Consider the following 20,858-nt stretch of genomic DNA (forward strand, 5'->3'; position numbering starts at 1 on the left):
CGCAATTGTAGACTTATTTTGTATTTTGCGCAGTATGATGCGCATTTTTATTGGTTGATTTCCTGTAGATCGGTTGCAATGAATTGCGCACTATCATGCGCAATTTCGCCAATAAATAAGAAAATACGCGTTAAAACGCGCAAATTTCCATTCAGAATCGGGCAACGCCGATAATCCATCGCATGAAGCAGGCAATCCCATTGCCGGCTATCAGCTTCCACGATAAAGCGCCGCACTGCCCGGCGTGGACACCGCCGGCCGGGCTTGGCCACCGTTTGTACCCTTGGCACCCTTCGCACTATTGGACGACGAAGACGGAGACGATGCAGCCGCCGGATTCGCCGCGCCCGAATCCATATACCCGGGTGCACCCTTCGCTTTTTGCTTCTGCCCCGGCGGCGGCGCGGACGGCGCGGTACGCATGTCGGCAAGCATTTGCGTGCACGGCAGCGGTTTGTTGTTACTCGGCGCGATCAACGGGATCAGCGCGGCAAACGGATTGATCAGGCCGAGCCCGACCGCCGCCGCGCCGCGCACTGCCAGCGCACCGGCATTCACGCCCACATGCGGGTCCTTGAATGTCCCCTTCACGTACAGCGGCGAGCGCAGCGAAAACACCCGGAAACCCTTCGTGTGCGGATGAATGTTCAGGTCCATCTCCTCGGTCTTCAGATTGACGGTGCCGTCCATGTTGATCACGGCGTCGTCGGTATCGAGGGCAAACACGCGCGATTCCAGTACACCATTGGTCGCGACAAAATCCGCCGCCGCGCAGTTGATCTTCACATCGTGGTTACCGAAGAGCTTCTCGTAGACCGCGTTCGCCACGTTCAGCCCCGCCGCTTCCATATACAACCGGCTGACCGTGCCGTCGGTGATCAGCGTCTTGAGCTCGCCGTTCATGGTTCCGGCGAGTGCGGCCGGCGAATTGCCCGTCGCCGATAACGCCGCGTCGCCGTTCACTTCACCCAGCGCTGACTGCATCGTCTTGACGGTCGGCAGCAGTTGCTTGAGCTTCAGGTGCCGAGCCGAGGTCGAGAAGCGGCCCTGGAGCGGCTCCTTGCTGCCATCGAGGTGAATATTCGACGACAGCGTCCCGCCCGCCACGCCGAACGACAGCGGTTCGAACGACAGCACGCCGTCCGTCATCACCACGTGCGTATAGAGATTGGTGATCGGCAGCGCCGGGTCCTTGATGATCTTGCGGCCGGTGAACTTGACGTCGGCATCGATCGCCTTCCATCGATCCGTCTTGAACTCCTCGGTCGGCAGCGCCTTTGACGACGGCTGCTTCTCCGTGTCGCCACGTTTCGCTTTGCTGGCGTTCGAATCGGCGCCGATGATCGGGGCGAGGTCGGAGAACTGCAGCAGGTTCGACACGAGTTCGCCCGAGAGCAAGGGCCGCGGCTTGCGTCCCACGAACGTCAGTGAGCCGTTCAGGTCGCTGCCGCCCACGCGCCCGGTGAAGTTCTCGTACCTGAAGACATTGCCGTCAGCCTTGAACTGGCCTACAAGCCGCCCTTCCGTTGCATACGGCGGCGTAGCCGGCAGCGTCACGCCGACGATCGGATACAAATGTTCGAGGCTCACGCCCTGCAGCCACAACCGCAAGTCGAGCGCGGCGAGATGGGCCGGATCAGTCACGGTGCCGACAAAAGCAATATGCGTGTCTCCGATACGAACATCCGCCTGCACGGGGAACGGACGCATGGCGTCCTGCAGCGCAAGCACCCCGCCGACCTTGCCGTTGCCGGACACCGCCACGCTGTTGTATTTGCCCGTCACAGACCAGCCGATGCCATACGGGGGCACGGGCGGCTTCGGCCCTTCCTTCGTGGTGATGCTGGTGTTCGCGGAGACGCTTGCCGGATTCGGCGCGCTAGCAGCCGCAGCGGCAGCGGCCGACGCCGCGGAAGCAGCAGCGGCTTCGGATGCCGCTGCTTTGTCGACTTGCTGGTTCAGCTTGGTCGCGCCGCTCTTGCCGACCATCTGGGCCGACGACTTCTGCGATGCCGCCTCCTGCTGCTTCATCACATCGCCGATAGGAATCATCTGGCCAAGCGTATTCACGACGGCCTGCATGTCCGCTTTCGTGATCTCGTCCGCGTACGCGATATTGCCTTTGTCCAGCGCGATGTCATGCAGTTGAAGGTTCCATACAGACGGTTCGGTTGACTGCTTGAACTTGAACGTCCAGTTATTGCGGTTGTCTTTGAGGCGTTCCAGATCGACTGAGGGATTCACCAGATTGATCGATGGAATCACGATGTTGTGCGCGAGCAGCGGCAGGATCTCGACCTGGAAATCGATCTCGTCCAGGGTCGCGAAAAACTTCTGTTTGGTCCAGTCGGGATTCGCAACCGTGATTTTTTCCGCCGAGAAACGAGGCCACGGGACCCAGCGGCGCCAGCCGGTTTCACCGGGTGGCCGTTGCCAGCCGATCTTCAGGTCGCCCGTAATCTGGAACTGCCTGCCGATGGCCTGCGAGACTTTATCGTCGACCCAGGGGCGAGCCCGGTTCCAGTCGAAGGTCAGGAAAACGATCACCAGCACAGCGATCAGGACGATCAGAACCGCAATGATCCACGCGACTGTTTTCCCGATTTTCCGGCCAAGCGCCATAGTGGCTCCCTCCATGTTTTTCTTGAAACACCGCGCAGCACATCGCGTGCCCGGCGATTTTTCCCATGCCGGGCGGGCCGCCGCGCTCGACGCGTGAACAGCCCGATCAAGACTCATGCGCAACGGACGGCACAACTAACCTAAGCATCGCCTAAGCAGCATTGATTTATGATTGCGCTCCGAGATCATTCCCCGAGCTGTCTTCGCCATGTCCCTGCAAGCCGACACGCCTCTAATTCACGCGACAGGGCTCACCCGCCATGACCCGGTGCGCCACGCTGCCTTGCTGCATCCCACCACGTTCAGCTTGTCCGGAGGCGAGCGCGCGGTTATCACCGGGCCGTCGGGCTCAGGCAAGAGTGTGTTCCTGCGTGCGCTTGCGCTGCTCGATCCTGTCGATGACGGTGTGATCCAGTGGCGCGGAAAGACCATCGCGCGCGCGGGGATTCCGGCGTACCGGCGACGCGTGGCTTACATTGCACAACGCCCGGCCATGCTCGATGGCAGCGTGGAAGACAATCTGCGTTACCCGTTTTCGCTGAAGGTGTATCGCGACGTGCGCTTCGATCGTGAGCGTGTGATCAAGCTGACTCGCCGGGCAGGCCGTGAAGCCAACTTCCTCGATAAACGCGCGAGCGAGCTATCGGGTGGTGAAGCGCAAGTTGCCGCGCTGATACGCGTGTTGCAAGTTGACCCCGACGTGTTGCTGCTCGACGAACCGACGGCGTCACTCGACCCTGCTTCCGCGCTGGAAATAGAAGCGCTCGTCGGTGCCTGGTTCGATGATCGGCAGGGCGAACGCGCCAGCATCTGGGTGTCGCACGATCCGGCGCAGGCCCAACGTGTAGGCGAGCGCCAGCTCGTCATGACAGCGGGGACCTTGTCATGAGCGGCTATCAGAACCTGAGCCTGCTCGACATTGGGATCGCGGCGGCGTTGATCGTGGTGAACGGAGCGTTATCGGTTGCGCTGAAGCTCGACCTGGAACGCAAGCTGGCGTGGGCGGCGGTGCGCACTGTCGTGCAACTGCTTGCGATCGGGTACGTGCTCGGTTGGGTCTTCCAGTTTTCACGCTGGTACGTCGTATTGCCGCTGATGGCATTGATGACGCTGATAGCGGGACTGTCGGCATCGAATCGCGGACGGCGCACCTACCTTGGCCAGCGCACGGATAGCGTCGTGTCGATCTGGGTGAGTTCGTGGCTCGTGGCCGCGGTGGGATTGTTCGTCGTGATCCGGATTCATCCGTGGTACGAACCGCAATATGCCATACCGATCCTCGGCATGATCCTGGGTAACACGTTGACGGGCGTGTCGCTCGGCATCGAGCGGATGACAGAGGAACTGACGGCGGGACGAGGGACGGTAGAGATGTCGCTTGCGCTCGGCGCAACGCGATGGGAGGCGGCGCAAGGGCCAGCGCGCCAGGCCGTGCGGGCAGGCATGATCCCGACGTTGAACCAGATGTCGGTGGTAGGACTGGTGAGTCTGCCGGGCATGATGACGGGCCAGGTTTTGGCGGGCCAATCGCCATTGCAGGCGGTCCGTTATCAGATCGTCATCATGTTTTTTATCGCGGCCTCGTCGGCTCTCGGAACGGTGGGCGCAGTGTTATTGACCTACCGGCGGCTGTTCTCGCCGGAACACCGGTTCATGGCGTCAAAGCTCGTGGAAAGGGAAAAACCGAAGCGCGGATAAAGACGCGGGCAAAATCACGTCCCTCCGCAAGCCGTTGCGTTACGCGCCGCCCGGCCGCCTGGCCAAAGCGTGAATCAGCGACTCCAGCCGGGAGAAGTCGACCGGCTTTGTCAGGTGATCCATAAACCCGGCATCGCGGCATCGGCGGATATCTTCGTCCATGCCATAACCGGTGATGGCAACCGACGGTTTACCGGGTTGCAAGTCGGTCCACGCGCGCGCGACCTCGAGCCCGCTGCCATCGGGCAGGCCGATATCGCTGACCAGCAGATCGAACACTTCGCCCCGGGCTAAAGCCAGCGCCTCGGCGACGGTAGTAGCAACGCCGACCTGATGCCCGAGCACCTCCAGCACCTGCGCCATGGCGGACGACGTGTATTCGTTGTCCTCGACAAGCAGCACCTTCAACGACCGCACGATCTCATTCGGATCCTGCGCCGCGAGCGGCGAAGTTTCATCTTCCGCCCCGGCCTTCACGAGCGGCAACGTCAGCGTAAACCGGGCGCCCTTGTCGCGACCGTCGCTCTGGGCCGTCAGCGTTCCGCCATGCTTCAACGCCAGTGTGCTGGCGATAGCCAAACCCAGCCCCAACCCGCCGAACGCCCGGGTGATGGAATCATCGGCTTGTTCGAAGGCCGAAAAGATCCGCGGCAACGCTTCGGCGCTAATCCCGATACCGCTGTCGGTCACCGAAATCGCGATGGTCGATGCATCCGGATTCCACATCCGCACCGCGATACGCCCGCCCGCTGGCGTGAACTTCACCGCGTTTTTCATCAGGTTCCACACGATCTGCTGCAAGCGCGCGGCATCGCCGAAAACCAGCGTGGAGGTAGCGCCCAATGTTGTTTCCAGCGTCAGGCCCTTGCCGCGCAGATCGGACTCCGACATATCGAGCGCGCTCGACATCAGCGTCTCCAGCACCACATTCGCAAAGTTCAGCGAAAGCTTGCCGCGCGCGATACTGGTCAGGTCGAGCAGATCGTCGATCAAGCGCGCCTCCAGCTCCACATTGCGCCGGATCAGTTCGAGCGTCGCCTGGGCATCGGCCGGCAGCGCGTGACGTATCTCCAGCAAACGCACGGCGGCGACGATCGGCGTCAGCGGCGTACGCAATTCGTGCGACAACACCGCCAGGAAATGATCCTTCGCCCGATTCGCGGTCTCGGCCTGTTCCTTCGCCACGCGCAAGGCATCGGCGGCCATGTGCTCTTCGGTGACGTCGCGGATGATCTTCGAATAACCGATCAGCTCGCCGTTATCGGCACGGATCGCTGTTGTCACGCCCGATGCGAAGAACGAGCGCCCGTCCTTGCGCCAGAGCCAGCGGTCGTCGCTCGCGCTGCCATCGGCTTGCGCCGTCTCCAGTTCCTGCGCAAACACATGGGTGTCGCGATCTTCCTGACCGTAGAACACGTCGGCGGACCGGCCGACCACATCCTGCGCCGCGAACCCGAGAATTCGCTCGGACGCCGCGTTCCACGTCCTGATCCTGCCCTCCTGATCGAGCGTGATGACGGCGTAATCCTTGAGCGCATCCACCAGCAAGCGAAAGTGCGTTTCCGTCTCCCGCAACGCGCGTTCGACCGCAATGCGCTGCTGGCGCTCGGTGCTTTCCGTCAAGGCGCGCCGCACGACAGCAGGCAGCCGTTGCAGGCGCTGCTTCAGGACGTAGTCGGTGGCGCCGCGCTTGAGCATGTCGACGGCATGCTCCTCGCCGAGCACGCCGGACACGAAAATGAACGGCGTATGCGGCACCCGCTCGCGGGCGATCGCCAACGCTTCGACACCGGAGAACACCGGCATCACGAAGTCCGCGAGGATCACATCGAAGCTGGATGCCTCTAGCGCCGCTATGAAACCCTGCTCCGTGTAGACGATTTGCACGTCGACCTTATAGTCGGCGCGTTCCAACTGAGTCAGGGTCAGTTCCGCGTCGAGCGCGTTGTCTTCTACGAGAAGCAGATGCAAAGGCTGCATGGTCAGGGCACTCAGGCGAACCGGCATACGCGATACTGCCGGGCAGGTCGCATCGGGCAAAACAACGAAAGGACCAGCGGGTCCAGGCCGCTACGCCGGGCACCGTGCAGGAGGAATACGCCAGTGTGCACCAGATTCATTGCGGCGCGGGCTGACGGCGAACCCGCATTGACCCGGGCGGCGGCTCGTTGAGCACGGCCCAGAACACGCCGAGATCGGCAATCGCCTGCACAAATTCGTTGAACTCGACCGGCTTCACCACATAAGCGTTCACGCCGAGCGCATAGCTGCGCACGAGATCCTGCTCCTCACGCGACGACGTCAGCATGACCACCGGAACCGCCTTCAGCGTTTCATTGGAACGGATGGTTTCCAACACTTCCAGGCCATCGATTTTCGGCAGCTTCAAGTCGAGCAGGATGACTGCGGGGTTGCCTGGATTGCGTACGCTCCACTCGCCTTCGCAACGCAGGTAATCGATTGCTTCCTGGCCGTCGCGCGCCACGATCACCTCGTTGGCAAGCTGGCTTTTGTCGAGCGCCATGAGTGTCAGTTCGAGATCGCCGGGATCGTCTTCGACAAGCAAAATGGGTTTCAGCATGGTCCGATATGACGGGTTGGAATAAAAGGTGACGGGATCAGTCGCTCGGTAAGCCGTCAAACACCGCAGGTTCATTTCTGCGGTGACGGCTTCCGCAGCTTGCCGGTGCCTTCAGTGGCGGTGGTTTCGGCCCTGAACACCTTCGGCAGCGAAAAATGGAACGCGGCGCCCTCGCCTTCGCGGCCTTCGGCCCAGGTCCGGCCATCGTGCCGCTCGATGATCCGCCGCACGTTCGCCAAGCCAATGCCGGTGCCGTCGAACTCTTCCGCTCGATGCAGCCGCTGGAACACGCCGAACAATTTGTTCACGTACTTCATATTGAAACCGACGCCATTGTCCCGCACGCTGACGATGTATTCATCGACCGTCGAATACACCGACAACTCAATTTTCGCCGATTCCCGTGTACGCGTATATTTCACCGCGTTCGAGAACAGATTACGCAACGCGATCTGCAGGAACGCCGGGTCACCTGTCACCGTCGGTAGCGCCGGAATAATCCATTCCACCTTTCGGTTCGCTGTCTCTTCGCCGAATTCCTGCGCGACCGATCGTACCAACTGGTTCAGGTCAACGCTCACCGGACGCAATGCAGCACGGCCCATTTGCGAAAACGTGAGCAGATCGTCAACCAGCACGCCGGCGAAACGCGCCGACTCAAGCATGTTGTTGAGGAACCGTTTGCTGCGCTCGGACAGTGCGTCGCCTTCGCTTTCCCGCAGCAAATCCCCATAGCCGGCGATATGCCGCAGCGGTGCGCGCAAGTCGTGGGAAACGGAATACGAAAATGCTTCGAGCTCCTTGTTCGCGCGACGCAATTCGTTCGCGAGTTCCGCCAGTTCTTCCGCGCGGCGCAGCACGATGTTAAGCATACCCAAGCGGAATTCGCCCGCAATTTCCAGCTCCACCGGGTGCCAGCGAATCGAGCGGTTGCGCACGGTCTCCAGCCACGGCGCAAAGTCCTTGCGCGGCGCCACCCTGTCGTCCCGACTCGACACGCGTTTGACCGGCTCGCCCGCCCATGTGATCGTGCGCGTGGTTTCGGGACGAAACCAGAGCACGTAGTTGCGAAAAATCTGTGAGATTGGCACGGCCAGGATGCCGCTCGCAGTATCCGTATGACGCGACGCAGGCGGCCAGGCTTCCGACAGCGCATCGGTCGCGTAGACGCCCGACGTGCTCGACGACAGCCACTGCGAGAGCACGAGCACAGTTTCCTGGTCCGGCGTGGAACCCACCAGCGTTGCTTTCCCATCGACCACGATCGCGGCGCCCGTCGATCCGGCGAAACACAGCAAATCCTCGGGCGCCGATTCGAGAGCGGAAAGATAGTCGTCTTGCTCGGCGAGCGAGCCCATCAGGCGTGACATCGTGCGTCGTAACCTCAGCAGATACGCCGTCTCGGCCCGCTCCTCCTTCGCCTCGATCTGCAATGACACGATCTGTCCAAGGTGCTCGATAGCGACGCGCACCTCGAACGGCACGAGACGCGCGTCGCGGTCGTGGCAGGAAATCAGGCCCCAGAGCTGTCCGCGCACGATCAACGACACCGATATCGACGCATGCGTGCCCATGTTGCGCATGTACTCGAGATGGATTGGCGAAAAGCTGCGCAGCGCGGCATAAGTGAGGTCGGTGGGGCGGCCGGTCGCGGGGTTCATCGCGGGGATGAGCCGCGCGGCTTTCGCGTCGGCGTTCGCGACAACCCTCACGCGTTGTTTCACATATAACGCGCGCGCCTGGCGCGGGATATCGGAGGCGGGGAACAACTGGTTCAGGAACGACGCGTACCCGTCATCGACATGTTCTGCCAGCACCTGGCTTCGGCCCTCGTCGTCGAATTTGTAGAGCAGCACGCGGCCGAAACCCGTCATCGTGCGCACCTCGCGCACGGCGAGGTTCCCGAGTTCGGTCAAGGTTCCGACGTCCTGCAGGCTGCGCGTGAAAGTGCGCACCAGCGGATAGAGCGACGCAAACACGTCTGCAGACTGATGCCGCGCTGCTTCGAGTTCGACGATCAGGTTGCCGTCGTGCCGATGCATCGTGATGTCGAGTTCAGGAGCGTCTACGGCCGTGGCCAAATGGTCCTGCGCGGGGTCCTGCACGGCATCAGGCAGGCTGAAGAGCGGCTTCTCCATCACGCCAACATAGAGCGGCGCTTCGTCCAGCATGGCCGTGGCCGCGGCCTGTGCGACCCGCGCCGCAGCGGCAGCGCCGATCACCACGTCCACCGGTTTGCCCAGCAATTGCTCTACCGGACTGCCCACGAGCGCCGCGACGTTTTCGCTGGCCTGAAGGATGGTGAGCGTGCTGGAGAGGCACAGCAGATAACCGTGCGGCTGGATACCGCCGGGAATGTGGATTGGCTCGGCGTCGCACTGTGCATTCGCCGCGCCCGCCCCAGCCGCCGTCAGTGTCCGGTGGGCCGGCTCTGCGCCGGGTACCGCAGGGGTGGTCCCGTTCAAATCCGGACCCGACACGTCGCGATCATCGTGCCCGCGCATGGCCGCCGTATCGGGCAACACTGGCTCTGGCCCACTGCTCATGCCATTGTCCCCCATCCTGCGCGGACCCGGCCGAGCCAGCCGTGCAACCCGTCGAACGTGGCGATCGCGGCATCTACCGCCTCGTCGTACCGCTCGGGCGGCACGTTCGCGCTCGCGGTCTCGCGAAACGCGTTCCACATACTGCCCGTACGCAATCCATAACCTTCGAAATAAGCGTTGCCGGAGCCGTTTTGCAGACCGAACAATGTCGCGACGTGCGGCGCGATGAAGCGCCCTCCGAGCGTGGAGCCTTCCATGACGTACATGGAACCGAAAACGCGGCCGATGCTGTCCATTGCAGGAAGTTGTTCAACTTTCGTCACCCTGCTCGCGCGATAGGTATCGCCGGTCAGGAGCGCCAGGTCCGACGCAAGCAGCGACGCCTTGCGACGCCCTTCGAAAAAATCGCGCAGCCGCGCGGGCACAAAGGCCGCCGCCGCATCCTCCCACGGTGCGACGTATCCGTAAAAGCCCTCAAGCAAGGCCACATACTCCTCCCGCGGCCACTCAGGACGCATCAGATCGAGTGCGTTTTCCAGCCGCGTATGACACTCGGCGGTTTCATTTTTCAGACGGGACAGGAGATCGTATTGCATGATCCATTTAATAGATTTGCCGCGGATTTGCCGCGCGGATGCCGCAATGTCGACCCGAATGCCAGATACCGGATGCTGGACCAGGCGTACGGCGTTGCTACTGTTCGTGTTGGGGCGGCGTGGGCCGGCACAGCATTGTGGCCGGCGGGGCATTGAGCGGTCCTGGCTCGCTACTCCGAACTCCCCGTCGGCATCGATTACCGATGCACAGGGCGACGCGTACGCAAAAATGGTAGAAACAACTGCGGCTGCCAGGAGCAAACGCCTTTCTCACCTTGGCTCGCACAAGGCCGTGCAGGTTCTCCGCAAGTTCTCTTAACACCGCGCGCCCATTCTACGCAAGAGGTGCTTTGTTGACCACGTGCAACCATCGGCGCCGTCACGTCACCGCTGCGCTTGGCTACCCTGGTCCGTGCGGCCGCCGGTTTGCGTGCGCTCCTGATACTCCGCGCCGCCGCGGCGGTCCGTGTCCTGCAAGCCACGCTCCAGATCTTCGTGCGCCTGCTCGCCGACCTCGCGCGGCTCATCTTCCTGCTGCGAAGCGGGACTTTGATCGGTCTCATGCGGCAGCGGCGCGACCGCCCCGTCATCGCGTTTTTGCTGCGCCGGATGCTTGCTTTCCAGTTCACGTCCGTCCTGCGCAGGACCCTGGCGAGTGGCGTTGGCGGCGTCGTGTGACGTATCTTGTGACGTATTGCCCTGGTGTGTCATTGCAACCTCCGTTGCCGTGATCGTTATGCGGTGATCTTCGCTTCCGTTCACTTCATATCAAGCCGCTTTTTCATGGAAGCGGTGATGCGTTGCCGTGTTTTCGTGTACTGGCTCCACGGATCGGTTTTGAGTGCGTCCAGGCGCTCATGCAGATTGCCGATATTCCATTGATCGCCGCTCGTGGTGGCATCGAGTTCGTCCCAGCCGATAGGAACCGACACCCCCATGCCCGGCCGCGCGCGCAGCGAGAACGCGGCGACCGTGCTCGAACCCCGGTTGTTGCGCAAGTAGTCGACAAATATCTTGTCACGGCGATTCTGCTTGCCCATCTTCGCGGAGAAATACTTGGGCAGCGTGCTGGCCATATGCTGCGCGAGCGCCTGTGAGAACCCCTTCACTTCGTCCCAGCCGGCCTGCGGCGTAAGCGGAACGACCACATGCAGGCCCTTGCCGCCGCTGGTCTTACAGAACGATTCAAGACCGAGTTCCGTCAGCAACTCACGCGTCAGGCGTCCGGCCTCCTGCATCCGGTCCCAGCCGAGGCCTTCGCCTGGATCGAGATCGAAGACCATCCGGTCGGGCTTCTCGAGTTTGGCCGCGAGCGCATTCCACGTGTGCATCTCGATCGTGCCCATTTGCGCCGCGCCCACCAGCGCGCCGACGTTTTCTATCGTGATGAGCGCCGGATGACCAGGATCGATGCCCGGGTGCTGCTTGACGTTGGGAATGGTCAGCTTCTCGCTGTGCTTCTGAAAAAACAGCTCGCCGCCGATATCCTCCGGCGCACGCACCAGCGACACGGGACGGTCTTTGAGATGCGGCAGCATCCACGGCGCGACGGACTCGTAGTAGAGCGCGAGATCGAGTTTGCGAGTACCCGTCGAAGGATCGATCACACGATCGGGATGACTGATCTTCACGCCCGCTACAAGCTCGGTACCAGCGGGACTGCGAGTGGTTTTTTTTGCGGCAGTTTTCGCGGCAGTTTTCGCGGCAGTTTTCGCGGCTGTTTTAGCGGCTGTTTTAGCGGCTGTTTCCTCGGAAACCAGCTTGGATTTGCTCTTCGGTTCCACCGTATCGGCGGTCTTCGCCGACGTCTTTTTCGTCGCCGCTTTCACCGCGCGAGTCGCCTTCGCCGCGCTTTTGGCCACTGTTTTCTTCGCTGGTTTTTTGTCTTCATTGTTGTCATCGTCCAACGCAACCTCCTTCGTCGATTTCGGCACTTCCTTGACGATCTCACGCGCCGGCTTGTCGTCCCTCAGGCTCACGAACGACGCTTGCCGCACGATCCGCTCCGACGTCCATTCAGCGAAATTGCATTCGGCGACAAGGTCCGGCTTCACCCAATGCACCGGTGTGCGGCTACGCTCTTTCGGCGCACTGGCGAACGGCATTGTCTTGATCTCGCGTGCATCGAGTTGCTTTTTGACAGCGCGTAGAGTCGATGCATCGAAGCCGCTGCCCACCCGCCCTGCGTATTGCAGCTTGCCGTTCGCGTCATAAACGCCGAGCAATAACGCGCCGAACTGCCCCCGGCTGCCAGTCGGATCCGAATACCCGCCAATCACAAATTCCTGCCGACGCCGGCATTTCAGCTTGATCCACGCGCTGCTGCGGCCCGGCGTATAAGTGCTGTCGCGCCGCTTGCCGATAATCCCCTCCAGCGCCATATCGCAAGCACTCTTCAACAGATCATCGACGCCAAATTCGAAATCCGCGGAGAAACGCAGCGTGTCGTCATCGACCGGTTCCAGCAGCGCCTTCAGGATCGCTCGCCGCTGTACCAGCGGCACGCCGCGCAAGTCGTAACCGTTCAGGTAGGGGATATCGAAGAAATAGACGGCGATATCTTGCGGACGATTGGCGTCGAAGGCGTTCTGCAGTTTCTGGAAGCTGGGCAGGTCGTTGTCGTCGAGCACGACCGCCTCGCCGTCGAGCCACGCGCTATCCACATCGAGCTGGCTCAGCGCCTTGACCTGACGGCTGAACTTGCTGGTCCAGTCATGGCCGTTGCGCGTGAAGACTTGCGTTGCCCTTGCCTCGCGATCAATGCGCACGAGAATCCGATAACCGTCGAATTTGATTTCGTACGACCAATCATCGCTCGACGGTGCGATGTCCACGAGGGTCGCGAGTTGTGGCTTCATGGTGGCAGGAAGCTTTGCACGTATCGCGTCCTGGATCGCCGGGTTATCCGCCAGCGTGCGCAGCGATTCCGCGCTCCGGTTCGCCACGATATCCGGACGCGGCCGTTCAGGGCGTGTGCCTTGATCCTTCACGGCAGGCCGCTTCGGCGATGGTGCAGCCTTCGTCGTTCTACTCGTCTTGGCAGCGGTCTTTCGCTCGGTCCTTTCGCGTACTTCACCACTCTTCGTGCGTGCGCCGAGCGAATCGCTGATCACGCTGCCGGGCTGCTTGAGCAGCACGTCGTAGTCGGCCTCGTTGCGAGCTTCGTCGTCGCGTTCCTTGATCAGCAGCCATTGCTCCTTGTCGCCATTGCCACGCATGTTGCTGCGCACGAGCGTCCAGCCGCCGTGCAGCTTCTCGCCGTGCAGGACGAACTTGAGCTTGCCCTTCACATACGTTTCACGGGCTTCTTCGATGCTTCCGCCCTGCGGCTCCCACGTCCCGCGATCCCAAACGATCACGCTGCCCGCACCATAATTTCCCTCGGGGATATTGCCTTCGAACGAGCCGTAATCGATCGGATGATCTTCCACGTGCACGGCCAGCCGTTTCACCGATGGATCGAGACTCGGCCCTTTCGGTACAGCCCATGACTTCAGCGTGCCGTCGAGTTCAAGACGAAAATCGTAGTGAAGACGTCGGGCATCGTGTTCCTGGATGACGAACGAAAGCGCGCTCGCTTGAGCCTTTTTCGACGCGCGGCTGGCCTTGGCCTTATCCGCCGCCTGGCCGGATGGCTCGGGCGTCTGGTTGAAGCGCCTCATGCGCTGATAGGTGTCGAGTTTTGTGTCGGGTTTTCCGGCCATTGGCGGATCGCTTTTCTTGGTGCGTGTAGATGGAAGAACCGATGCACGACGCAACGCATGATTCAACGCTCAACGACAGGCTCAAGCGCGTTTGCGGCGCGTTGTTGTCTTGCGTGCGGGTTTGGCCGCTGGTTCCCCGGCGTCGGCTTCAGCCGTATCGTCCTCGGCGCTGCCGGCACTCTTGGCGCCGCGCCTCGTCGGCTTCCCCTTCTTTAAACTGCGTTTCAGCAGGTCGGACAGGTCGAGAATCTCCGCCGATGCCTTGCGCGGCGCGCCTTCTTCAACCTCCGACACCTCCTCCGTCTTCCCTTCCTTAACCTTCTTGTTAACGAGCGCCATGATGTCCTCACGAAACGTGTCGTGATAATCGTGCGGATTCCATGTATCGCTCATGTCATCAATCAATCGCTGCGCCATCTCCAGTTCTTTCGGCGATACCCCCGCCTTCTTCGGGTTTTCGTCCGGGAACTTGAAGTCATCGAATTCGCGCACTTCATCCGCCCAGCGCAACGTGTTGAGCGTCAGCGCAGGACCCACTGGAATCAGCGCGGCCAGATGCTGTTTGTTGTGCAGCACCACGTTCGCGATCCCGACTTTCCCCGACGCCTTCAACGCGTCGCGCAGCAACGCATACACCTTCTCTCCCTTGCGATCGGGAGCGAGGTAATAAGGGGTATCGAGGGAGAGAAACGAGATTTCGGGGGCTTCGACGAACGCGAGGATGTCCACGGTCTGCGTCGATTCGGGATTGGCCGAGCGGATCTCGGCGTCGCTCATCACGACGTATTTGCCCTTCTCGTACTCGAAACCACGCACGATGTTGTCGCGCGTGACGTCCTTGCCCGTGTTCTTGTTGAATTGCTTATAGCCGATGGGGTCCATCGAGCGCTTGTCGAGCAGGTTAAAGCCGACCTTCTCCGACTGCGTCGCCGGATAGAGTTGCACGGGGACGTGGACCAGCCCGAAGCTGATCGCGCCTTTCCAGATCATGTGTGGCATCGCGAATGACCTTTCCGACAAGCCGCTCTGACGGCGTGACGGGATGAACGGCTAACAACGATTAACACGCGCCGATAGACGCATGGCCGTTATCGCGTTGCAGAAAACATGCCAGATGGGCTAAGCGCGCGCCGGCCTGGACGCGCGCTTATCCAACACCAGTAGCGCGGCCTCCGAACTCAAGACGCGAAAATGCAAACCTCGCCAGCGTCGCCGGGAGAGACCCTACTTGCGGCTCGCGCTGATCGTGAGTTTCGTACCGTCGCTGAGTGTGATGTTTTTGTCGGCGCCGCCGGTGGGCATCGTGAAATGAACCAGCTGGCTGAAGAAGTTATCGGTGGGACATTGAAGCTTCTTGCCGCCCACGGTAACAGCGCTCGCCGGGCGCGGCGCGTGGCCCTGGAAACTCAACTGGACGTCGGCGTCCCCGCTATTCGCCACAACCGCCGCAAAACGGATCTTCACCTGACGCACCGTCGTGCCGCTTGCGTTGCGGATGGAATCCACGTCCGGACACGCATCCGGGACGTTCTGCGAGCCGCCGGCAGGCTTGCTTTGCCATGTGAAGTCATCCGTCTGGCCCGAGCGGATCGTGCGCGTTTCCTGCGCGCTGCCCCAGTTCTTCGACGCCATCTTCACCGTATATTTGATCGGTCCATCGTTGGCCACTTCCGACAGCACCTTGATACCAGGCGTCGCATGAGCTGCGGGAGCAACCACGCAAGCCAACAGGGCCATCACGGCGCCTGCCGCAATCACGCGACCTCGCGAAGACCCGCCAGCCTGAATAAAACCCGAACGATCAATCATGTGAAAAACCCCTCCGTTTGCAGCCGTCACGCCGGGCATACAGCAACGGCGCCGGGGTGGCCGCGCCGCGCGTGTGGCGCGATCAGTCTAGCGCGACGCGCGCCACGGGTTTCTCATGAGAAACCCGTGGCGCGCAGCTTGCAATGGATTGGCCGATTGAACCGCCCGGCGATCAGAAGCCCGTCAGCACCAGTTTGCCGATCGCACGCCCTTCTTCCAAAAGGCGATGCGCCTCACGCAGGTTTGTTGCGTTGATCCTGCCGAGGTCGCGGCCGAGCGTCGTCTTGATCGTGCCTGCGTCGATCAGTCGCGCCACTTCAGTGAGCAGCTTGTGTTGTTCGATCATGTCCGGCGTGCCGAACATCGAGCGCGTGAACATGAACTCCCAATGGAACGCGGCGCTTTTCGCCTTCAGCAATTCGACGGGGACCGGCTTGTCGTTTTCGACGATCGAGCAGATGCTCCCTTGCGGTGCAATGACGGCGGCAGCGGCAGGAAAGTGTTTGTCCGTGTCATTGAAAATCAGCACGTAGTCGACTTGCTCGAAACCGGCTTCCTTCAGTTGCTTGGGCATGTCACCGAAATGGTCGACGATGTGATCCGCGCCCAGTTCAGTCGCCCACTTCGCCGATTCCGGCCGCGACGCGGTCGCGATCACCTTCAGCTTCGCGACTTTTTTCGCAAGCTGGATGCCGATCGAACCCACGCCACCCGCGCCGCCCACGATCAACACGGACTTGCCGGCGTCATCTCCTTGCGCCGATACCCCGAGCCGCGCGAACAGTGCTTCCCACGCAGTAATCGTGGTGAGCGGCAAGGCCGCGGCGTGCGAGAAATCGAGCGATTCGGGCTTGATGCCGACAATGCGCTCATCGACCAGATGGAACTGACTGTTCGTACCCGGCCGCGTGATGCTGCCGGCATAAAAGACGGGGTCTCCCACCTTGAACAACGTCACGTCCGGACCGACCGCTTCGACCACACCCGATGCATCCCAGCCAAGGACACGCGGCGTTTCTTCGACTTTGTCCTTCGGCGCACGCACTTTTGTATCGACGGGGTTCACGCCGATCGCTTCAATCTTCACCAGCAGGTCACGGCCGGCCGGCGCGGGTTTGTCGATCTCCACGTCCATCAACGATTCCGGGTTCGAGATGGGCAAGTAACGGGTCAGGGCGATGGCTTTCATGAAAGAGCTCCTTAGGGGGTTTCAAGCGTTGCTTATGCAATGCATGGACCCGATGTTAAGGGCTTTCAGCTTCGCGCGAAACCGTCATAATCGCTGAAACATTTTATTGAAAATCACGAAGATGACAAAAACAGACGTTCTGAGCGAATTACCCTACAAGGCACAGCTCGATTTGCTGGACGTCGCGCTGTTCGTGCGGTCGGCGGCTTTATCGAATCTGTCTGCGGCGGGACGGGAATTCGGATTGTCTGCCGCTGTCGCGAGCGCCCGGCTCGCCCAACTCGAACGGCAGCTTGGCGCGCGGCTTTTGCACCGGACGACGCGGCGCATCAGCGTCACGCAGGAAGGCGAGATTTTCGCCAGGCACGCCCGCGCGTTGCTCGACGCCGCCGATGCCGCCCGCGCCTCGGTCGGACGGGCGTTCGAGCAACCGCAGGGGCGTTTGCGCGTGACCATGCCGTCTTCGCTCGGGCGTCAGCATGTATCGCCGGTTATTCCTGAATTCCTGCGCCGCTATCCCGGCGTGAGCCTCGACTTGCGCCTGACCGACCAGATAGTCGATCTCGTCGATAAAGGCATTGATCTGGCGGTGCGTCTTGGCGCGTTAAAGGATTCGACGCTTGTCGCGAAAAAACTCGCCAGCAACCGGCGCGTGCTGTGCGCGTCGCCGGCGTATCTCGCTGAGCACGGCACGCCGCATCACCCCGCCGATCTCGCGCAGCACGAATGCGCGATCTTGTCCGGCCAACGAGACTGGGCGTTCGTCACGCCGACCGGGACCATCGACGTGCGCGTGTCCGGCCGCCTCGAGACGGATAACGGCGAGGTCATTCGCGATGCGTTGCTTGCCGGGTTTGGCATCGGGTTGAAATCGACGTGGAGCGTGGCGCCGTTCCTGCACAGCGGCGAATTGGTGACCATCCTCGATAGCTATCCGCTCGGGGAAACGGTGGCGATCTGGGCTGTGTACCCGAGCCGCGCATTCGTGCCGCCAAAAACAACGGCATTCATCGATTTCCTGATTGAGCATTTTGGCGATCCGCCTTACTGGGACGTCGATCCGCAGAGAGTGATGCGGTAGTCGTCATCCCGTAAATGCAAATAGGAATTTACGTATTCTTAAAATTTGGGGGGAGCGGGATTATTGCAGTGCAATGACGAATTGGAGCCGGCGCGCCCAGTCGTGTGCATCCTTCGGCAATTCATCCTGCTGTCCTCGTGTTTGTTGTTTTTCCAGCCAACAGCACTTATAAATTTTGGGTGTACAAATAAACCTTGTACTCACCGTTTTTTGGGGGTACATTATTCATGGGCATTTCGTATAACGTCCCAAAGAGTGAAGCAAATATCCAGGAACGAGGCCTGTCGTTCGAGGCGGTCCGCGACTTTGTCATGTCGAGTGCATTGATCGTCGAGGATTGCCGTAACACGTATGACGAGCGCAGGTTTCAGGCCCTCGGTTTAATAGCCGACCGCCTGCACATGGTGGTTTTCACACCGCGCGGCAACAAAATTCACGTTATTAGTCTACGGAAAGCGAACCTTCGCGAGGTAAAGCGGTATGAGCAAGCAGAACAAGGAAGAAGTGCTGGACGAGAACCCCGAATGGGGTGAGGCGGAATTCGCCCGTGCACGACCGGCGTCGGAAGTTTTGCCGGAGCTTTACGGGCATGAGCGAGCGATGGAAATTCTGCGGCCGCGCGGGCGACCGAAGCTGGAAAACCCGAAGTTACCCATCAAATTGCGCATCGATCCGGACGTGGTAGACGCTTATAAAGCGCAAGGCGAAGGCTGGCAAACGCGAATGAATGCCGCGTTGCGCGACTACGCGAAATCGCACGGATTGATGCGTTGAAAGATGGGTTAATAAAGGCGCGCCATTCAGGGCGCCCTCAACCCACCACCGTCACCGGCGCCTTCACGAACCCCCGAAACCGCGCCCGGGACGCGCGCACCGGCTCCCCCGCCAGCCCATAATCTGGAAACCGCGCAATAAACCGCCCGATCGCAATACGCGCCTCCAGCCGCGCCAGCGACAACCCCGCGCACTGATGAATCCCGAATCCAAACGCAAGATGCCGATTCGGCTCGCGAGCAATATCGAACTGATCCGCCACCTCAAACTGCTCCGGGTCGCGATTCGCCGCCCCAATGCACAACGTCACCGGCGTCCCACGCGCCACGGTCATCCCGGCAATATGTGTATCCGCCGTTGCGATCCGGTTGCCAAGCTGATTCGAGCTTTCGTAGCGCAAGCACTCCTCGATCGCGCTCTCGATCAACGCCGGATCGGCCAATAACCGCGCCCTCTGCTCCGGCCATTGCGCCAGTAGCACGATGCCGTTGCCGATCAGATTCGTAGTCGTCTCGTGCCCCGCGTTCAGGATGAAAATGCAGTTGTGCAGCAGTTCAGCTTCGTCCAGGCGCTCTCCGTCGGCCTCGCTTTGAATCAGCCGCGTAAGCACGTCATGCTGCGGATCGCCGGGATGCGCCCGGCGGCGGGCTACCAGCGTAGCCAGATAATCGATGAAATCCGCGACCGCCCGATTACCCCGCGCTTCCTGTTCCGGCTTGAGCGCAGGTTCCAGTGCGCCGAGAATTGCTAGCGACCAGTCACGCAATGGCGCACGTTCATCGTGCGGTACGTCGAGCAAATTGCCGATCACTTCAACCGGAATCGCCGAAGCGAAGTCATCGATCAAATCGATCTCACCGCGTACCGCAGCCTGATCGAGGAGACCGTCGACCAGACGCACAAGACCCGGCTCCATCGCCGCGATCGCACGGGCCGTCAGCGCCCCCGCGATCAGTTTGCGCACACGCGTGTGGCGCGGCGGATCGTTGAATACGAGGCTGGTCGTGTGATGCGCGAAAAGCGGCGTATGGACGCCATACTTCGGGCCGAATTCGACGGTCTTGTCCGAACTGAAGGTTTTCGGATCGCGATACACGGCCTGAACGTCCCGATATCGCGTGAGAAACAGCGAGCCATCGGGCATTGTCTTGATCGGCTCCCTGGTGCGCAACGCGTCGTAGACCGGATATGGGTCGGCGTAAAACGCGGCGTCGAGCTTGCGCAGATCAAAGTCGAGCGCGCGTTCGGTCGGGGTCATGCGGGTCTCCGTCGTTGATCGAGAGTCATCATAGCGGCGCGGCGCGCACGTCCGCCATCGGTCGGGACCATTACAATGACGAGTCTTGTACTGCTTTCTTCCGCTATTTTTCTCGCTCGCCGCCCGTCATGAACCTTGTCATCCAAAGCCTCGACCCAATCGCCGATACCCATCTAAAACCGCTCACCGCGCTCGCCCGCTCGCAGCAGACCGAACGCGCGGACGCCGGCCGGGTGTTGCGGCTGGCCCGCGCGGATCCGCTGCAGCGCCCGGATATCGATGCGTATTGCGGCGCGCATCGGCTGGATTACGCGTTCATCGATCCCGCGTGGCGCCTGAGCGATTTCGGCCTCGTTGCGATGGACATGGATTCGACGTTGATCACGATCGAGTGTATTGACGAGATCGCCGATTTTTGCGGGTTGAAAGCAGAAGTCGCGTCGATCACCGAAGCGTCGATGCGCGGCGAGATCAAGGACTTCAACGAGAGCCTGACGCGGCGTGTCGCGCTGCTGAAGGGGCTCGACGCAAGCGCGCTGGAACGGGTTTATGAGGAACGGCTGCGGTTGTCGCCGGGCGCGGAAATCATGCTCGCGGGGGCGAAGGCGGCGGGACTGAAAACCCTGCTGGTCTCTGGCGGTTTCACGTTCTTCACCGAGAAGCTGAAAGCACGGCTCGGGCTTGATTTCACGCGCGCGAATACGCTTGAAATAGTGGACGGCAAGTTGACCGGCAAGGTCACCGGCGAGATCGTCAATGCTGATGTCAAAGCGCGCACGTTGCGCGAAACCTGCGCGCAACTGGGTATTGATCCGCAGCGGTCCATCGCCATGGGCGACGGTTCGAACGACTTGAAGATGATGGCGGAAGCAGGGTTGTCCGTTGCGTTCCGGGCGAAGCCGGTGGTGCGCGAAGCGGCCGGATTGGCGTTGAATTTCGTCGGACTGGACGGCTTGCTGCGACTGTTCTGAGCGGGCTCGTATCGCGAGAAAAGGGCTAA

Annotated in this window: 18 protein-coding genes; 6 read left to right on the forward strand and 12 right to left on the reverse strand. The window is 61.1% G+C overall.

Annotated features, from left to right (window positions below; all coding sequences use genetic code 11):
• Positions 1 to 47: 47 nt before the first annotated feature.
• Together ACSQ8V_RS10460 and ACSQ8V_RS10465 are read right to left on the reverse strand one after the other, a co-directional pair.
• Entirely contained in the window at positions 48 to 221 is a 174-nt protein-coding gene (locus ACSQ8V_RS10460) for a hypothetical protein (RefSeq protein WP_436181864.1), read from the reverse strand.
• Complete coding sequence (locus ACSQ8V_RS10465) at positions 211 to 2,637, reverse strand: AsmA family protein (RefSeq protein WP_436205682.1); 2,427 nt, start codon at positions 2,635 to 2,637, stop codon at positions 211 to 213. Before ACSQ8V_RS10465 ends, ACSQ8V_RS10460 begins: the two co-directional genes overlap by 11 nt.
• 193 nt (positions 2,638 to 2,830) lie before the next feature.
• On the opposite strand from ACSQ8V_RS10465, the gene ACSQ8V_RS10470 reads away from it, so the two are divergent.
• Together ACSQ8V_RS10470 and ACSQ8V_RS10475 are read left to right on the forward strand one after the other, a co-directional pair.
• Positions 2,831 to 3,511 (forward strand): ABC transporter ATP-binding protein, encoded by a 681-nt coding sequence (locus ACSQ8V_RS10470; protein WP_436205683.1) that lies wholly within the window; start codon positions 2,831 to 2,833, stop codon positions 3,509 to 3,511.
• Complete coding sequence (locus ACSQ8V_RS10475; RefSeq protein WP_213761484.1) at positions 3,508 to 4,320, forward strand: ABC transporter permease; 813 nt, start codon at positions 3,508 to 3,510, stop codon at positions 4,318 to 4,320. Before ACSQ8V_RS10470 ends, ACSQ8V_RS10475 begins: the two co-directional genes overlap by 4 nt.
• Before the next feature lie 39 nt (positions 4,321 to 4,359).
• On the opposite strand, the gene ACSQ8V_RS10480 is transcribed toward ACSQ8V_RS10475, so the two are convergent.
• From ACSQ8V_RS10480 to ACSQ8V_RS10520, 9 genes are all read right to left on the reverse strand, one after another.
• A complete protein-coding gene (locus ACSQ8V_RS10480; protein ID WP_436206636.1) occupies positions 4,360 to 6,300 on the reverse strand; it encodes a response regulator in 1,941 nt (646 codons plus the stop codon).
• 136 nt (positions 6,301 to 6,436) lie between these two features.
• Complete coding sequence (locus ACSQ8V_RS10485; protein ID WP_436205684.1) at positions 6,437 to 6,901, reverse strand: response regulator; 465 nt, start codon at positions 6,899 to 6,901, stop codon at positions 6,437 to 6,439.
• 71 nt (positions 6,902 to 6,972) lie between these two features.
• The gene (locus tag ACSQ8V_RS10490) at positions 6,973 to 9,447 is read right to left on the reverse strand and encodes an ATP-binding protein (RefSeq protein WP_436205685.1); all 2,475 of its coding nucleotides are present in this window, start codon (positions 9,445 to 9,447) and stop codon (positions 6,973 to 6,975) included.
• Entirely contained in the window at positions 9,444 to 10,043 is a 600-nt protein-coding gene (locus tag ACSQ8V_RS10495) for a biliverdin-producing heme oxygenase (protein WP_436205686.1), read from the reverse strand. The genes ACSQ8V_RS10490 and ACSQ8V_RS10495 overlap by 4 nt, the downstream gene beginning before the upstream one ends.
• 384 nt (positions 10,044 to 10,427) lie before the next feature.
• The gene (locus tag ACSQ8V_RS10500; protein ID WP_436181871.1) at positions 10,428 to 10,754 is read right to left on the reverse strand and encodes a hypothetical protein; all 327 of its coding nucleotides are present in this window, start codon (positions 10,752 to 10,754) and stop codon (positions 10,428 to 10,430) included.
• A 47-nt stretch (positions 10,755 to 10,801) separates the two neighbouring features.
• Complete coding sequence (gene ligD, locus ACSQ8V_RS10505) at positions 10,802 to 13,747, reverse strand: non-homologous end-joining DNA ligase (RefSeq protein ID WP_436205687.1); 2,946 nt, start codon at positions 13,745 to 13,747, stop codon at positions 10,802 to 10,804.
• An 81-nt stretch (positions 13,748 to 13,828) separates the two neighbouring features.
• Positions 13,829 to 14,746, reverse strand: a complete 918-nt coding sequence (locus ACSQ8V_RS10510) for a Ku protein (RefSeq protein ID WP_436205688.1) — start codon at positions 14,744 to 14,746, stop codon at positions 13,829 to 13,831.
• 225 nt (positions 14,747 to 14,971) lie between these two features.
• A complete protein-coding gene (locus tag ACSQ8V_RS10515; protein WP_436181874.1) occupies positions 14,972 to 15,556 on the reverse strand; it encodes a DUF6013 family protein in 585 nt (194 codons plus the stop codon).
• A 172-nt stretch (positions 15,557 to 15,728) separates the two neighbouring features.
• The gene (locus tag ACSQ8V_RS10520; RefSeq protein ID WP_436205689.1) at positions 15,729 to 16,745 is read right to left on the reverse strand and encodes a zinc-binding alcohol dehydrogenase family protein; all 1,017 of its coding nucleotides are present in this window, start codon (positions 16,743 to 16,745) and stop codon (positions 15,729 to 15,731) included.
• Between the two features lie 121 nt (positions 16,746 to 16,866).
• Here ACSQ8V_RS10520 and ACSQ8V_RS10525 point away from each other — a divergent pair, with 121 nt between their 5' ends.
• The 3 genes from ACSQ8V_RS10525 to ACSQ8V_RS10535 all read left to right on the forward strand — a co-directional run bounded on the left by ACSQ8V_RS10525 (position 16,867) and on the right by ACSQ8V_RS10535 (position 18,600).
• Positions 16,867 to 17,826: a LysR family transcriptional regulator gene (locus tag ACSQ8V_RS10525; protein WP_213761492.1), complete on the forward strand. Its 960-nt coding sequence runs from the start codon at positions 16,867 to 16,869 to the stop codon at positions 17,824 to 17,826.
• 227 nt (positions 17,827 to 18,053) lie between these two features.
• The gene (locus ACSQ8V_RS10530) at positions 18,054 to 18,359 is read left to right on the forward strand and encodes a BrnT family toxin (protein WP_436181877.1); all 306 of its coding nucleotides are present in this window, start codon (positions 18,054 to 18,056) and stop codon (positions 18,357 to 18,359) included.
• Positions 18,307 to 18,600 (forward strand): BrnA antitoxin family protein, encoded by a 294-nt coding sequence (locus ACSQ8V_RS10535; protein WP_213761494.1) that lies wholly within the window; start codon positions 18,307 to 18,309, stop codon positions 18,598 to 18,600. Before ACSQ8V_RS10530 ends, ACSQ8V_RS10535 begins: the two co-directional genes overlap by 53 nt.
• Before the next feature lie 37 nt (positions 18,601 to 18,637).
• On the opposite strand, the gene ACSQ8V_RS10540 is transcribed toward ACSQ8V_RS10535, so the two are convergent.
• Positions 18,638 to 19,858 (reverse strand): cytochrome P450, encoded by a 1,221-nt coding sequence (locus ACSQ8V_RS10540; protein WP_436205690.1) that lies wholly within the window; start codon positions 19,856 to 19,858, stop codon positions 18,638 to 18,640.
• A 128-nt stretch (positions 19,859 to 19,986) separates the two neighbouring features.
• Here ACSQ8V_RS10540 and serB point away from each other — a divergent pair, with 128 nt between their 5' ends.
• On the forward strand, positions 19,987 to 20,829 hold the full coding sequence (serB, locus tag ACSQ8V_RS10545; protein WP_436205691.1) for a phosphoserine phosphatase SerB: 843 nt from the start codon (positions 19,987 to 19,989) through the stop codon (positions 20,827 to 20,829).
• Positions 20,830 to 20,858 lie beyond the last annotated feature (29 nt).

It is taken from the genome of Caballeronia sp. LjRoot31 (assembly GCF_964253885.1).
Classification (GTDB): domain Bacteria; phylum Pseudomonadota; class Gammaproteobacteria; order Burkholderiales; family Burkholderiaceae; genus Caballeronia.

Bases quoted from the DNA above. Each gene is read 5' to 3' on its own strand.
- ACSQ8V_RS10465 (WP_436205682.1), bottom strand. From the start codon at position 2,637: ATGGAGGGAGCCACTATGGCGCTTGGCCGGAAAATCGGGAAAACAGTC.
- ACSQ8V_RS10470 (WP_436205683.1), top strand. From the start codon at position 2,831: ATGTCCCTGCAAGCCGACACGCCTCTAATTCACGCGACAGGGCTCACC.
- ACSQ8V_RS10475 (WP_213761484.1), top strand. From the start codon at position 3,508: ATGAGCGGCTATCAGAACCTGAGCCTGCTCGACATTGGGATCGCGGCG.
- ACSQ8V_RS10480 (WP_436206636.1), bottom strand. From the start codon at position 6,300: ATGCAGCCTTTGCATCTGCTTCTCGTAGAAGACAACGCGCTCGACGCG.
- ACSQ8V_RS10485 (WP_436205684.1), bottom strand. From the start codon at position 6,901: ATGCTGAAACCCATTTTGCTTGTCGAAGACGATCCCGGCGATCTCGAA.
- ACSQ8V_RS10490 (WP_436205685.1), bottom strand. From the start codon at position 9,447: ATGAGCAGTGGGCCAGAGCCAGTGTTGCCCGATACGGCGGCCATGCGC.
- ACSQ8V_RS10495 (WP_436205686.1), bottom strand. From the start codon at position 10,043: ATGCAATACGATCTCCTGTCCCGTCTGAAAAATGAAACCGCCGAGTGT.
- ACSQ8V_RS10500 (WP_436181871.1), bottom strand. From the start codon at position 10,754: ATGACACACCAGGGCAATACGTCACAAGATACGTCACACGACGCCGCC.
- ligD (WP_436205687.1), bottom strand. From the start codon at position 13,747: ATGGCCGGAAAACCCGACACAAAACTCGACACCTATCAGCGCATGAGG.
- ACSQ8V_RS10510 (WP_436205688.1), bottom strand. From the start codon at position 14,746: ATGCCACACATGATCTGGAAAGGCGCGATCAGCTTCGGGCTGGTCCAC.
- ACSQ8V_RS10515 (WP_436181874.1), bottom strand. From the start codon at position 15,556: ATGATTGATCGTTCGGGTTTTATTCAGGCTGGCGGGTCTTCGCGAGGT.
- ACSQ8V_RS10520 (WP_436205689.1), bottom strand. From the start codon at position 16,745: ATGAAAGCCATCGCCCTGACCCGTTACTTGCCCATCTCGAACCCGGAA.
- ACSQ8V_RS10525 (WP_213761492.1), top strand. From the start codon at position 16,867: ATGACAAAAACAGACGTTCTGAGCGAATTACCCTACAAGGCACAGCTC.
- ACSQ8V_RS10530 (WP_436181877.1), top strand. From the start codon at position 18,054: ATGGGCATTTCGTATAACGTCCCAAAGAGTGAAGCAAATATCCAGGAA.
- ACSQ8V_RS10535 (WP_213761494.1), top strand. From the start codon at position 18,307: ATGAGCAAGCAGAACAAGGAAGAAGTGCTGGACGAGAACCCCGAATGG.
- ACSQ8V_RS10540 (WP_436205690.1), bottom strand. From the start codon at position 19,858: ATGACCCCGACCGAACGCGCGCTCGACTTTGATCTGCGCAAGCTCGAC.
- serB (WP_436205691.1), top strand. From the start codon at position 19,987: ATGAACCTTGTCATCCAAAGCCTCGACCCAATCGCCGATACCCATCTA.